At 73.8% G+C, this 12,640-nt stretch carries 12 protein-coding genes and 1 pseudogene; 1 reads left to right on the forward strand and 12 read right to left on the reverse strand.

The window, feature by feature from the left end:
• Positions 1 to 87 precede the first annotated feature (87 nt).
• From E1265_RS23640 to E1265_RS23655, 4 genes and pseudogenes are all read right to left on the reverse strand, one after another.
• Positions 88 to 426, reverse strand: a pseudogene (locus tag E1265_RS23640) (biotin/lipoyl-containing protein); the annotation flags it as partial.
• A gap of 65 nt (positions 427 to 491) precedes the next feature.
• Complete coding sequence (gene lpdA, locus E1265_RS23645) at positions 492 to 1,880, reverse strand: dihydrolipoyl dehydrogenase (protein ID WP_132933012.1); 1,389 nt, start codon at positions 1,878 to 1,880, stop codon at positions 492 to 494.
• Between the two features lie 215 nt (positions 1,881 to 2,095).
• Positions 2,096 to 3,628, reverse strand: coding sequence for a leucyl aminopeptidase (locus E1265_RS23650; protein ID WP_132933013.1), 1,533 nt, complete (start codon positions 3,626 to 3,628; stop codon positions 2,096 to 2,098).
• A gap of 97 nt (positions 3,629 to 3,725) precedes the next feature.
• A complete protein-coding gene (locus E1265_RS23655) occupies positions 3,726 to 4,526 on the reverse strand; it encodes an adenosylcobinamide-GDP ribazoletransferase (protein ID WP_132933014.1) in 801 nt (266 codons plus the stop codon).
• Between the two features lie 35 nt (positions 4,527 to 4,561).
• Between E1265_RS23655 and E1265_RS23660 the strand changes: the two genes are divergently transcribed.
• Positions 4,562 to 5,359, forward strand: coding sequence for a hypothetical protein (locus tag E1265_RS23660; protein WP_132933015.1), 798 nt, complete (start codon positions 4,562 to 4,564; stop codon positions 5,357 to 5,359).
• Between the two features lie 2 nt (positions 5,360 to 5,361).
• On the opposite strand, the gene hydA is transcribed toward E1265_RS23660, so the two are convergent.
• The 8 genes from hydA to E1265_RS23700 all read right to left on the reverse strand — a co-directional run bounded on the left by hydA (position 5,362) and on the right by E1265_RS23700 (position 12,604).
• Positions 5,362 to 6,768, reverse strand: coding sequence for a dihydropyrimidinase (gene hydA, locus E1265_RS23665; RefSeq protein WP_207931180.1), 1,407 nt, complete (start codon positions 6,766 to 6,768; stop codon positions 5,362 to 5,364).
• Positions 6,765 to 7,214, reverse strand: coding sequence for a gamma-glutamylcyclotransferase (locus E1265_RS23670; RefSeq protein ID WP_132933016.1), 450 nt, complete (start codon positions 7,212 to 7,214; stop codon positions 6,765 to 6,767). The genes hydA and E1265_RS23670 overlap by 4 nt, the downstream gene beginning before the upstream one ends.
• Positions 7,211 to 8,461, reverse strand: coding sequence for an FAD-dependent oxidoreductase (locus E1265_RS23675; RefSeq protein WP_132933017.1), 1,251 nt, complete (start codon positions 8,459 to 8,461; stop codon positions 7,211 to 7,213). The genes E1265_RS23670 and E1265_RS23675 overlap by 4 nt, the downstream gene beginning before the upstream one ends.
• Positions 8,458 to 9,876 (reverse strand): NAD(P)/FAD-dependent oxidoreductase, encoded by a 1,419-nt coding sequence (locus E1265_RS23680; protein ID WP_132933018.1) that lies wholly within the window; start codon positions 9,874 to 9,876, stop codon positions 8,458 to 8,460. The genes E1265_RS23675 and E1265_RS23680 overlap by 4 nt, the downstream gene beginning before the upstream one ends.
• Positions 9,869 to 10,114, reverse strand: a complete 246-nt coding sequence (locus E1265_RS23685; protein WP_243741055.1) for a (2Fe-2S)-binding protein — start codon at positions 10,112 to 10,114, stop codon at positions 9,869 to 9,871. Before E1265_RS23685 ends, E1265_RS23680 begins: the two co-directional genes overlap by 8 nt.
• 82 nt (positions 10,115 to 10,196) lie before the next feature.
• Positions 10,197 to 10,994: an amino acid ABC transporter ATP-binding protein gene (locus E1265_RS23690; RefSeq protein WP_132933020.1), complete on the reverse strand. Its 798-nt coding sequence runs from the start codon at positions 10,992 to 10,994 to the stop codon at positions 10,197 to 10,199.
• Positions 10,991 to 11,716: an amino acid ABC transporter permease gene (locus tag E1265_RS23695; protein WP_132933021.1), complete on the reverse strand. Its 726-nt coding sequence runs from the start codon at positions 11,714 to 11,716 to the stop codon at positions 10,991 to 10,993. Before E1265_RS23695 ends, E1265_RS23690 begins: the two co-directional genes overlap by 4 nt.
• A gap of 27 nt (positions 11,717 to 11,743) precedes the next feature.
• Positions 11,744 to 12,604 carry an ABC transporter substrate-binding protein gene (locus E1265_RS23700; protein WP_132933022.1) on the reverse strand — a complete coding sequence of 287 codons (861 nt, stop codon included), beginning with the start codon at positions 12,602 to 12,604 and terminating at the stop codon, positions 11,744 to 11,746.
• Positions 12,605 to 12,640 lie beyond the last annotated feature (36 nt).

The raw sequence follows: 12,640 nt of genomic DNA on the forward strand, positions 1-12,640 counted from the left end.
TTAATACTTATCATTTAAGTCCTTTGACATCTCATCTAAAATTCTAGGACTTGTCACAATTTCTTTTTTTTTTTTTGAGCGTCTCGTGGGCTCGGGCGCTGCCGCGGCCTGCGGCGCGGGTGCCGGGGTGGGCTCGGGCGCCGGGGCCGCCTCGGCGGCGGGCGCCGGAGCGGCCGCCGGCGCGCCGGCACCGTCGTCGATGATCGCCAGCTCGGCGCCCACCTCGACGGTCTCGTCCTCGCCGACCTTGATGGAGGTCAGCACGCCGGCGGCGGGCGCGGGGATCTCGGTGTCGACCTTGTCGGTCGAGACCTCGAGCAGCGGCTCATCCGCCTCGACGCGTTCGCCTTCGGACTTCAGCCAGCGGGTGACGGTGCCCTCGGTCACGCTCTCGCCGAGCGCCGGAAGGGTTACGGAAACCGCCATGGTTTCTGTTGCTCCTTACGAAAAGTGGCAAATGGTCATGCGCGCTCTGGGATAACGCGGCCAGGTCAGTCGTGAGAGTGCAGCGGCTTGCCGGCCAGGGCCAGGTGGGCCTCGCCGAGCGCCTCGTTCTGCGTCGGATGCGCGTGGATCAGCTGGGCCACCTCGGCGGGCAGCGCCTCCCAGTTGTAGATCAGCTGGGCCTCGCCGACCTGCTCGCCGAGCCGGTCACCGACCATGTGGATGCCGACGACGGCGCCGTCCCTGACGCGCACGAGCTTGATCTCGCCCGCCGTCTTGAGGATCTTGCTCTTGCCGTTCCCTGCGAGGTTGTACTTGAGCGTGACCACCTGGTCGGCGCCGTACAGTTCCTTGGCCCGCGCCTCGGTGATCCCGACGGACGCCACCTCCGGGTGGCAGTAGGTGACCCGCGGCACGCCGTCGTAGTCGATCGGCACCGGCTTCAGGCCGGCCAGGCGCTCGGCCACCAGGATGCCCTCGGCGAAGCCGACGTGCGCCAGCTGGAGGGTCGGGATGAGGTCGCCCACGGCCGAGATGGTCGGCACGTTGGTCTGGCAGTACTCGTCGACCAGGACGAAGCCACGGTCCATGGCGACCCCGGCCTCCTCGTAGCCGAGCCCCTGGGAGACGGGGCCGCGGCCGATGGCGACGAGCAGCACCTCGGCCTCGAAGGTCTTGCCGTTGTCCAGGGTGACCCGCACCCCGTCGGCCGTGTACTCGGCGCCCTTGAAGAAGGAGCCGAGGGAGAAGTTGATGCCGCGCTTGCGGAAGGCGCGCTCCAGCAGCTTGGAGCTGTTCTCGTCCTCGACGGGGACGAGGTGCGGCAGGCCCTCCACGATGGTCACGTCGGCGCCGAAGGACTTCCACACCGAGGCGAACTCGACGCCGATGACGCCGCCGCCCAGCACGATCGCGGACTTGGGCACCCGGTCGAGGACCAGCGCGTGGTCCGAGGAGATGATCCGGTCGCCGTCTATCGTCAGGCCCGGCAGGGACCTCGGCACCGAGCCGGTGGCCAGCACGACGTGCCGACCGGTGTACCGCTGGCCGTTGACGTCGACGCTGGTGGGGGAGGACAGCCGGCCCTCGCCCTCCACATAGGTGATCTTCCGGGAGGCCACCAGGCCCTGCAGGCCCTTGTAGAGGCCGGAGATCACGCCGTCCTTGTACTTGTGCACCCCGGCGATGTCGATGCCGTCGAAGGTGCTCCTGACGCCGAACTCGGAGCCCTCGCGGGCCGCGTCGGCGATCTCGCCCGCGTGCAGCAGGGCCTTGGTGGGGATGCAGCCGTTGTGCAGACAGGTGCCGCCCAGCTTGTTCTTCTCGATGAGGGCGACGTCCAGACCCAGCTGGGACGCCCGCAGGGCCGCGGCGTAGCCACCGCTGCCGCCACCGAGGATCACTAGGTCGTAAACGGTGCTGGCGTCGTTCGCCACGTCACGTTCCTCCAAGATGGGGTTTTTCGCCCGCGGCCGGTCGACGGTGACCGGCCGGCGGGTTCCGGTGCCGCCTGGTGGCGGCGTGGTGTGGCTCTCCTGGTGGGTGAGCCGCGGCCCTGTCCTGCCGGGACACCATCTTTGCACGCTGCGACGGAGGACGGGCCCGAGGCCCTGCCCCGGCGGCCGGCACCCCGGCCCCGGGCCCGTCCGGGTCAGCCGGCCAGCTCGCCGCCGGCGGCCCGCTCCGCGAGACGCACCAGGGTGCGCACCGCGGATCCGGTGCCGCCCTTGGGGGTGTAACCGAAGGGCCCGCCCTCGTTGAACGCCGGCCCCGCGATGTCCAGGTGCGCCCAGCGCACCCCGTCCGCGACGAACTCCTTCAGGAAGAGGCCGGCCGAGAGACCGCCGCCCATCCGCTCGCCCACGTTGGCCAGGTCGGCCACCGGCGACTTGAGGCCCTCGGCCAGCTCGGCCGGCATCGGCAGCGGCCAGGACTGCTCGCCGGCCTGCCCGGCCGTCTCGTGCACCAGGTCGCGGAACGCGTCGTCGTTGCCCAGCACGCCGAAGGTGCGCTTGCCGAGCGCCAGCACCATCGCGCCGGTCAGCGTCGCCACGTCCACCAGCGCGTCGGGCGACTCCTCGCACGCCCTGGTCAGCGCGTCCGCCATCACCAGACGGCCCTCGGCGTCGGTGTTGAGCACCTCGACCGTCTTGCCGCTGTACATGGTCAGCACGTCGCCGGGGCGGACCGCCGAGCCGGACGGCATGTTCTCGGCGAGCGCCAGCCAGCCGGTGACGTTCACCCGAAGCCCGAGCCGGGCGGCGGCCAGCACCGTGGCGAACACGGCCGCCGCGCCGCTCATGTCGCACTTCATCGTCTCGTTGTGGCCGGCCGGCTTGAGCGAGATGCCGCCCGAGTCGTAGGTGATGCCCTTGCCCACCAGCGCCAGCGTCGGGGCGCCCTCCGGATCGGGCGCGTAGCCAACCCGCACCAGGCGGGGCGGCGCGGCCGAGCCCTGGCCCACGCCGAGCAGGCCGCCGTAGCCGCCGGCGATCAGCTGCTCCTCGTCCAACACCTGCGTCTCGACGCCGTACTCGGCGGCCGCCGTCTCCACCAGGGCGGCGAAGTCGGCCGGGTTCAACGCGTTGGGCGGGGTGTTGACCAGGTCGCGGGCCCTGGCGACCTCCTCGGCCAGCACCAGCGCGCGCTCGGCGGCCACCGCGTGCGCCTCGTCGCCGGCGTCCGCGTCGAGCAGCGTGACCCGGGAGAGCGGGCCGCTGTCGGCGCCCGAGAAGTCGCGGCCGCGGAAGGCGGTGAACGCGTACGCGCCGAGCAGCGCGCCCTCGGCCACCGGCGCGATCCCCGCCACGCCGCCCACCGGCAGCGCGAACGCCGCGTGCTCGGAGCCGGCAAGCGCGCGGGCCGCCGCGCCGGCCGCCCGGCGCAGCGTCTCGGCCCGGTAGTCGGCGCCCGACTCCGGCGCGGCGCCCAGGCCCACGGCGACCACCAGCGGCACCGGCAGCCCCTCGGGGGCCGGCAGCTTGGTGATCTCCTCCTCGTCGCCCTTGGCGCCGAGGGTGCTCAGGGCGGCCGCGAGACCGCCGTCGAAGGCGGCGTCGACGGCAGCCGCCGCCGGTGAGCCGGGCGCGATGACCGGCCCGGACTCGCCCTTGGCGAGCCCGATGACCACGGCGTCGGCCGGCACCGCGGTCGCCGCGAGATTGCTGAGGGTGAGTGCAGTCACTGTGTTGGTGTTCCTCGTCGTCGTCACTGTCCACGCGGGGCGGGCGCCGCCCCGCCCTGATGCCCGGCATTCGCCAGAAGACTACGCCCCGTGTCGATCAGCCCGTCGTCACGGCCAGCGTCACCAGCGCCACCGTCGCCGCCACCTCGGCCGCCGCGCCCAACACGTCCCCGGTGACGCCGCCGAACCTGCGCTGGCAGTGGCGCAGCAGCGCCTCGGCCGCGCTCAGCGCGAGCACCGCCGCGCAACACGCCGCGAGCGCGCCGGCGAGCCCGTCCGCCGCCGCCCCGACGCCGGCCGCCACCGCGCAGGCCGCGGCCACCGCGAGCACCGCGGCCGGCACCGGCACCGCCCGCGCCACGGTGGCGCCAAGCCCTTCGGGACGCGCCGGCGGCGGCCCCGAGGCCCGGCAGGCCCAGGTCAGCGCGGCCCGCGACACCAGGGCCGCGACCAGCGCCGCCGCCGGCGGGCTCGCCGCCTCCGCCAACGCCGCGACCTGGGCGGCCAGCGCGAAGACCAGCGTCACCACGCCGAACGGGCCGATGTCAGAACGCTTCATGATCCGCAGCGCCTCGCCGGCCGGCCGGCCGCTGCCCAACGCGTCCACCACGTCGGCCAGGCCGTCCAGGTGCAGGCCACGGCTGAGCGTCGCCGGCACGGCCGCGGTCAGCACCGCCGTCAGCGCGGGCCCCGCGTCGAGCGCGCCGAGGAACCAGGCGACGGCCGCCGCCGCGGCCCCCACCACGAGCCCCGCGACCGGCGCCCAGGCCATCCCCACCCCGGCCGCCGCCCGATCCCACCGGACGCCGCGCACCGGGAGCACGGTCAGCGCGCCGAGCGCGAACCGCGGCCCGTCCGTGATCGTGATCCTCGGCCCCCCGGGCGGCGTGGCGTTCATCGGACCGCAGCGTAGCGCCGGAGGCTGGGGACGTCATGGTGCACTGGTGGACTCGTAACATCGTCGATCCCGGGAAACTGCCGCTGCTGCTCGCCCTGGTGGCCTTCGTCGTCACCTTCCTGGTGACCCGCTGCATCACGCGGCTGATCAGAGCCGGGCGCGGCCCGTTCCACGACGTCTCGGCCGGCGGGCAACACGTGCACCACGTGGTGCCGGGCGTGGTGCTCATGCTGGCCGGAGGCTTCGGCGCGGTGGCCGCCGGCACCGAGAGCTGGGTCGGGGCCGTCACGGCGGTCGTCTTCGGGATCGGCGCGGGGCTCGTGCTCGACGAGTTCGCGCTGATCCTCTACCTGCACGACGTCTACTGGTCGGAACAGGGCCGGCGCAGCGTCGAGGCCGTGGTCCTGACGGCGGCGGTGGCGGGGATGCTGCTCACCGGCTTCCTGCCGCTCGGCATCGACCAGACGGGCCCCGAGGAGCGGCTGATCAGGCTCAACCTGGTGACGACCGTGCTCGGCACCCTGGCGCTCGTGGCCGTGGTGGTACTCAAGGGGAAGTACGTGCTGGCCGTCTTCGGCGTCCTGCTGCCGCCGGTGGCGCTGGTCGGCGCGCTGCGGCTGGCGCGACCCGAGTCGCGGTGGGCGCGGTGGCTGTACCGGAAGCGCCCGCGGCTGGCCGCGCGGGCGGAGCGGCGGGCCCGGCGCCACGACGCGCGGTGGAACCGGGTGGGTCGCCGCCTCGGCAACATCCTCGCCGGCCCGCCGAACCCGCCGAACCCGCCGAACCGTGCGAACCCTCAGAACGGTCCGAAGCCGCCGGGCGAGGAACGCTGACCTCAGCAGAGCAGGGTCCTGGCCAGCGGAGCGGAACGGAGGTGCTGGCCGCGCGGAGTGGGGTCGGCCAGGTGGCCGTCCGCGACGACGACCCGTCCGCCGACCACCACCGTGGTCGGCCAACCGGTGACCCGCCTGCCCTCGTACGGGGTGTAGTCCGTGGCCATGTGCAGCTCGGCCGACCGGATCTCACGTGTGGTCGACGGGTCCCACAGCGCGAGGTCCGCGTCCGCGCCCGGCGCGATGACGCCCTTGCGCGGGTAGAGGCCGTTGAGCCGCGCGGGGTTGGCGCACAGCACCTCGACGAACCGCTCGGCCGGCAGCCCCCGCCCGACCACCAGCTCGCTGAAGAGCACCGGCATCCGGGTCTCCACCCCGGGCAGCCCGTTCGGCATCGCCCGCACGTCGTGGCGCGTCGACTCCTTCTGGGCGCTGTCGTAGCAGCAGTGGTCGCTGCCGATGGTGGTCACCCGCCGTCTGGCGACCCGCGAGCGCAGCCCGGCGACGGTGTCCGGGGATCGCAGCGGCGGGCAGCACACGAACCGTTCCGGGTGTGGCCCCGCGTAGGCCGAGTCGTCGAGCACCAGATGGTGGGCCACCGCCTCGCTGTAGGCCAGGACGCCCCGGTCCCGGGCCCGGGTGACCAGGTCGACGGCCTCCGGCGTCGACTGGTGGACGAAGTAGACCGGCGCGGCCACCGACTCGGCCACCGCCAGGATCTCCGCCACGGACGCCGTCTCCGCCAGCTCGGGGCGGGTCTCGGCGTGGTGTCCCGCGTCGATGGCGCCGGCCGCCGCGCCGCGTTCCTGGACGTCGGTGATGATGTGGTCGGCCTCGCAGTGCACCACCACCATGCCGCCCAGGTCGCGCAGGCAGGTCATCGTGTTGAGGATGGTCCGCTCGTCCGCCATGGTCTCGCCGCGGTAGGTGGTGAACATCTTGACCGTGACCACGCCGTCGGCGACGAGGCCGCGCAGCTGCTCTGGCACGGAGGCGTCCCACTCCACGACGCACGCGTGCAGCGCGCTGTCGCACAGACCCTGGTCGGCCTTCGCGCGCTGGGCCGCCACCGCGTCGGCCGGGCGCTCGCCGGGGCGGGGGATGGCGAAGTCCACGATCGTGGTGGTGCCCCCGAAGACCGCGGCCGTGGTGGCCTGCCGGTAGTCGTCGAGCGAGGTGAACTCACCCGAGGTGAAGCCCACATGGCAGTGGGGATCCACCCCGCCCGGCAGCACGAGTCGGCCGTGGGCGTCCAGTTCGCGGGCGCCGGCCGGTGCCTGACAGCTCCCCGGCTCCACCAGGCCCAGGATCCGCCCGCCGCCGACCAGCACGTCGACCCGGCCGCGCCAGTCGGCGTTGACCACGGTGCCGCCGCGCACCACCAGGTCGATCGGTTCCGCGCCGGTCACCGCGCCACCTCGCCGTCACCTGAGGCGTCGTCACCCGACGCGCCCGGCGGCGTGTCGAGCGGGGGGAGCGAGGAGAGGTAGGCACGCCAGCCGCCGTGCCGGGTGATGTCCACGACCCCGGGCGCGTCCAGCGCGCTCGCCCGCATCCGCATCGCGAAGGAGCCGGAACCGTCGGCCAGTCGGATCACCCCGAGCTCGAGCTCCGGCGGCTCCCTGGGCAGCAGCCGGTCGCGCAGCACCTCGTAGTCCACCTCGTACACCTCCCCGGCGATCGCGGCGCCGCCGGTCGGCACCGGATGGAGCCCGGGAAACTCGTCCCTGACCGAGAAGAACCGGTACTCGGCCGCGGTGTGCGCGGCACCGGCGAAACGCGCCTGGCGCAGCGCGTCGTTGAGGCTGCCGCCGGACATCGCCTGTCCGTTGACGAACATGCGCAGCGTGCTCATGGGGTGGACCTCCTCTTCGAGCGGGTCTGACGGATCGGTTCCGGGGACCGGCCGGGGCGCCGCAGCAGCCGGCCGGGGCCCAGGTCGTCGACGGGTTCCGGGGGCGGGTCGCCGGCGACCAGGTCGCGCAGCGTCTCGCCCCACAGCGGTGCGAAGGTGAACGCGTAGGTGCCGCCGGCGACCAGGAAGCCCGGGTGTCCCGGCACCTCGCCGATGACCGGCATCTCGTCCGGCGTGGCGGCGAGCGGGCCAGCCCAGGCCCGCAGCAGCCGCAGCCCGGCCAGGAACGGCAGCACCCGGCCCGCCTGCGCGAGGTTGCCGACCATGCTCGAGGGGCTGACCCGGCCGCGCCCGCCGAGCTCGTGCCGGTCGGCCGGCCAGCCGCCGCCGATCAGGACGTTGCCCGCGCTCACCTGCTTGACCGACAGGCCCTCGCCGATGTGTTGGACGAGATACGGCAGGACCGGCCGCACGCGTTCGGTGGCGTGCATCTGGATGACGACCGGCGACATCCCGAGCGGGATCCCGGCGAGCGCCGCGACCTCGCCGAGCCACGGGCCAGCGGCGTCCACGACCACAGGCGTGACCCAGCCAAGGTCCCCGGACCGCACCACGTAGCCGCCGCCCGGCCGCCGGTCGACGGCCGTCACGGGCGTGAAGGCGTGCACCTCGGCGCCGTGCCTGACCGCGGCCGTCAGATAGGCCGGGGTAATGAGCAGCGGGTTGGCGTACCCGTCGAGTCCGCACCAGGTGGCGGCCCGCACGGTGGGCGAGAGCAGTGGCAGCCGAGCCCTGGCCTCCTCGCCGGTCAGCACCTCGGTGGCGATGCCGGCCGCCCGCTCGAGGTCCCACTTCTCGCGCAGCTCCCGCTCCTGCTCGGCGGTCTCGGCGACCATCAGACCGCCGCTGCGCCGCAGTTCGACGTCCGCGTCGAGGCGCTCCTCGACCGTCGCCCAGAGGGCTGAGGCGCGGCGTTGCAGGGGCAGGAAGCGCCGGTTGTCCACCGGCACCTCCTGGCCGGGGCGGCGCGTGTGGATGGCCTGGATGTGCAGGTTGCCCGCCGTGGTTCCCGAGCCCTCGCGATTGGGCGCGCCCCGCTCCAGGACGACTACGCGGTGGCCCGCCTCGGCGAGGTGGAAGGCGGCGGCGGCCCCCAGGATGCCGGCGCCGACGACCACCACGTCGGCCGAGGACGCTCGGCCGCGGACGGAGCGGGACGACGTGGGCGCCGTCGTCGGCCCGGTCACGCGTCCTCCTCGGCGGTCGGTCCGGCATCGAGCCGGCCGGTGTCGTCGAGCGCCGCGGCCGTGGCGACCGGGATCGGCCGCAACGGCATCCGGGCGGTGAAGGCGCGGGCGCCGCCGGCCCGACCGGCGAGTGCCGCCACCAGGTGGCCGCACTCCCGTCCCTGGCACGGGCCCATGCCGGCCCTCGTCGCGCCCTTGGCGCTCTGCGGGTCATTCCAGCCGCGTTCGGCCGCCCGCCGGACCTCGCCGGCCGTGACCCCCTCGCAGCGGCAGACCGGCGTCTCGTCGGCGAGCGACGTGGCCAGCTCCGGCGGCACGGGGTAGAGCCGCTCGCTCAGCGCGGCGAAGCGGTCGAGCGCGCGGGCCCGCCGCCCGGCCGCCGTCAGCCGACGGGCCGGCACCGGCGCGCCGCCCAGGTCGCCGAGCACCCGGTAGGCCGCGAGCTTCCCTCGGATGAGGGCCGCGTGCACCCCGGCGACACCGGCCGCCTCGCCGACGACGTGGACGCCGGGCACCGAGGTGGCGCCCGCACGGTCGACCACCGGCAACTCCTCGCCGGAGGCCGGGTCGGTACGGGTCAGGCAGCCGAGGAGCCGCGGCAGTTCGGTGCTCGGCCGGAACCCGAAACCGACGCACAGCGCGTCCACCTCGACGCGTCGCGCCACCCGCCCCCCGACCGGGCCGATGTCGACGGCGCGCACCCGGTCCCCGCCCGGGGTGCCGTGCGCGGCCAGCACCCGCCAGCCCTGCCTGACGCGGACCCCGTGCCCGGCGAGCGCCAGCAGGTAGCCGGCCGCCTCCCGCAGGCGCGCGGGGTGGCGCAGCGCGCCGAGCGCGGCGGGGCGTGGCCGGTAGGGGTGGTTGTACTCGAGCAGCTCCACCACCCGCACCCCCACCTCAATCAGGGCGCGGGCCACGGGGAGCAGGAAGGAGCCGGTCCCGGCGAGCACCACCCGCCGGCCGACCGGCGTCCGGTCCATGGTGGCCAGGTGCATGGCGAAGCCAGGGGTGACCACCCCGGGCAGCGACCAACCGGGGAAGGCCCCGGCGCGCTCGATCGCGCCGGTGGCGACGACGACGCGACGCGCGGTGACCCGCCCGGGGGCCCCGGTGCGCACATCGCTGGTGAACAGGGTCCCGGCCCCATCCGACGCGCCCCAGACGAGGGTGTGCGTCAGGCAGCGCACGCCGGCGTCGCGCACGCGCCGCACGAGAACCGTCCCCTCGGGACGGAAGTCGCCGAGCGCGGCCGCGATCGGCTCGGCCCGGCGCTTGAAGTACTGGCCGCCCAGCTCCCCCGCCTCGTCGACGACCGCGACCCGCAGCCCGCCTTCCGCCAGCGTCAGCGCGGCGGAGAGCCCGGCCGGGCCACCACCCACCACCGCCACGTCCACCGCCGTCTCGTGCTCAGCCATGCGCGGCCGTCCTGATCTCCATGCCCTCGGCCACGTGCTCGAGGCAGGCGCGGACCGCGGCGCGGCCGTCGACCGTCACCTCGCACTCCAGGCAGACCCCCATCCCGCAGAACGGGCCGCGCGCCTCACCCGTCACCGGGTTCCTGCGCAGCGCCCAGGTGCCGGCGCCGACCAGCACGGCGGCCACCGTCTGCCCGGCCCACACCTCGTGTGGGACCCCGTCGACGACAACGCCCACGGTCCGGACGACGGGCCGGCCCACGTCCCCGCCACGGCTCTTTCTGGTTCGGCTGTTCATCTACGCCTCACAGGGTTCCGCCTCACAGGATCTTCTTCAGGAACCGGCGGGTTCGTTCGTGACGGGGCGCGGAGAAGAAGGCGTCGGGCGGGCCGTCCTCGAGGACCCGGCCCTCGCTGAGGAACACCACGCGGTCGGCGGCCGCCCGCGCGAACCCCATCTCGTGGCTGACGACGATCACCGTCATGCCCTCGGCGCGCAGCCGGACCATCACGTCGAGCACCTCGGTGACCATCTCCGGGTCGAGCGCCGAGGTGGGCTCGTCGAAGAGCATCACCCTGGGCTTCATGGCCAGCGCGCGGGCGATCGCCACCCGCTGCTGCTGGCCGCCGGAGAGCAGCGCGGGATAGCTGTCCGCCTTGTCGGCGAGCCCCACCGTCTCCAGCAGCTCCAACGCGTCCGCCCTGGCCGCCGCCCGGTCGGCACCGTGCACGTGGACCGGACCGGCCATCACGTTCTCCGCGGCCGTCATGGTGGGAAACAGGTTGAACTGCTGGAAGACCATGCCGATCGCGCGCCGCTGGAGGGCGGTCCGGCGTTCCGGCAACGGCACCCGCCGGCCGCCCCGGTCCCGCTGACCGATGAGGTCGCCGCAGACCCGGATGGTGCCCGAGTCGATGTGCTCCAGGTGGTTGAGGGTCCGCAGGAAGGTGCTCTTGCCGCCGCCCGAGGGGCCGAGGACGAGGACGACCTCGCCCTCGCGCACGGTCAGGTCGACGCCGTCCAGCACCTTGACCGCGCCGTAGGACTTGTGGACGTCCGCGGCCTCGACCACCACCGGCCGACCGGCCCCGGTCCCGCTGTTCGTCGAAGCGTTCATCGAAGCTCCTTCCCGAACCGCCGCGGCGTCGCCCGCCCGGCGTCGACGCGCGCCGGCCGCGGCGCGTGGCCCCGGTTGACGCGCGCCTCGAGCCAGCGCTGGAAGAGGTCCCACAGGGTGGTCATCGCCAGGTAGTACAGGGCCGCCGCGGTCAGCCCCTCCAGGACGCGGAAGTTGGTCTGGACGGCGAACTGCGTGCGCCGCAGCAGCTCCTCGACGGAGATCACCGAGACCAGGGTGCTGGTCTTGAGCAGCCCGTTGAAGCTGTTGCCGAGCGGCGGGACCATCACCCGCAGCGCCTGGGGCAGCAGCACGACCCGGAACACCCTGCCGGGCGCCATGCCGAGCGCCCGGGCGGCCTCCACCTGGCCGCGCGGCACCGCCAGGAACCCGGAGCGGACGATCTCCGACAGGTAGGCCGCCTCGTTGAGCACCAGACCGGTCAGCGCCGCCGTGACGACGTCGAGACGGATGTCCAGCTGCGGCAGCCCGGTGTAGACGATGACCAGCTGCACCAGGAGCGGCGTCCCACGGAACAGCCAGACGTAGCCACCGGTCAGGATCCGCAGCGGGCGGTGCGCCGAGGCGCGCCCCCAGGCCACCAGGGCGGCGAGCAGCAGCCCGAGGGACATGCTCACCACCGTCAGCCACACCGTCGTCCAGGCGCCCTGGAGCAGCCGGGGGCTGGTGAGGAAGTCGAAGAACGCCTCCCATGACCACATGACGTTCGCCCTCTCGCTCGGCCCGCGTCACCCGGCCGCCAGCTGTCCTGTGCTGACCTCGATGGGGCCGGCGTACGGCGTGACCCCGTACTCGTCGAACAGCTCGTCCAGGTAGCCGTCGTCCTTCAGCTGGTTCATGACGTCGGCGACGGCCTCGGCGGTCGCCTCGCTCTGGAAGCCGAGCGCGAGCGGGGCCTCGTTCATGCCGGTGACGGCCGTCTCGAACCGGCCGTCCTCCTGGTAGTAGCTGGTGACCGACTCGACGATGGCGACGCCCTCGACCTGTCCCGCGGACAGCGCCTGGTAGGCGTCCGCGTTGTTCTGGAAGGTCTGGATGGTGATCTCGGGCCTGCCGTCGGCCGCGAACTCCGCGTTCAGGGCCTCCAACGTGTCGTACTCGTAGCCGGGCGCCTCGACCCCGATGGTCATCCCCGACAGGTCGTCCTGGGAGCTCACACCCCGCGCGTTGCCCCCGGGCACCGACACGGCCACGCCCTGGATCTCGTACGGCACGAGACGGATCGTCTCGGCGCGCTCCGGCGTGTAGAACATGCCCGTGTCGATCATGTCCCACCTGCCGCCCTGCAGACCGGGTATCTGGGCGTCGAACGGCACGTTGACGAACTCGGGTTGGAGACAGAGTTCCTCGGCGATCCGCCGGCCCAGGTCGACGCGCATGCCCACGATGTCGTCGTTCTCGTCGACGTACTGCATGGGCGGTAGCGTGGCGTTGGTGGAGATGGTGAGCTTGCCCTCGGCGACCAGCTCTGAGCCGTCGAGTCCAGGGACGCAGTCGGCGGCGGCCTCGGAGGAGTCGTCGGAGTCGGCGCCGCACGCGGCGAGGGGAAGGACCAGGGCGGCCGTGGCCGCGAGGAGGAGTCTGCGCACGATCTTTGCCTTTCGGGGGCGGCGCTGGGGTGGCGC

The organism is Streptomyces sp. 8K308 (assembly GCF_004348315.1).
Classification (GTDB): domain Bacteria; phylum Actinomycetota; class Actinomycetes; order Streptomycetales; family Streptomycetaceae; genus Streptomyces.

What these genes read in the sequence shown, in the direction of transcription:
- E1265_RS23655 (WP_132933014.1), bottom strand. Translation starts at nt 4,526, where the DNA reads ATGAACGCCACGCCGCCCGGGGGGCCGAGGATCACGATCACGGACGGG.
- E1265_RS23660 (WP_132933015.1), top strand. Translation starts at nt 4,562, where the DNA reads ATGGTGCACTGGTGGACTCGTAACATCGTCGATCCCGGGAAACTGCCG.
- E1265_RS23670 (WP_132933016.1), bottom strand. Translation starts at nt 7,214, where the DNA reads ATGAGCACGCTGCGCATGTTCGTCAACGGACAGGCGATGTCCGGCGGC.
- E1265_RS23680 (WP_132933018.1), bottom strand. Translation starts at nt 9,876, where the DNA reads ATGGCTGAGCACGAGACGGCGGTGGACGTGGCGGTGGTGGGTGGTGGC.
- E1265_RS23690 (WP_132933020.1), bottom strand. Translation starts at nt 10,994, where the DNA reads ATGAACGCTTCGACGAACAGCGGGACCGGGGCCGGTCGGCCGGTGGTG.
- E1265_RS23695 (WP_132933021.1), bottom strand. Translation starts at nt 11,716, where the DNA reads ATGTGGTCATGGGAGGCGTTCTTCGACTTCCTCACCAGCCCCCGGCTG.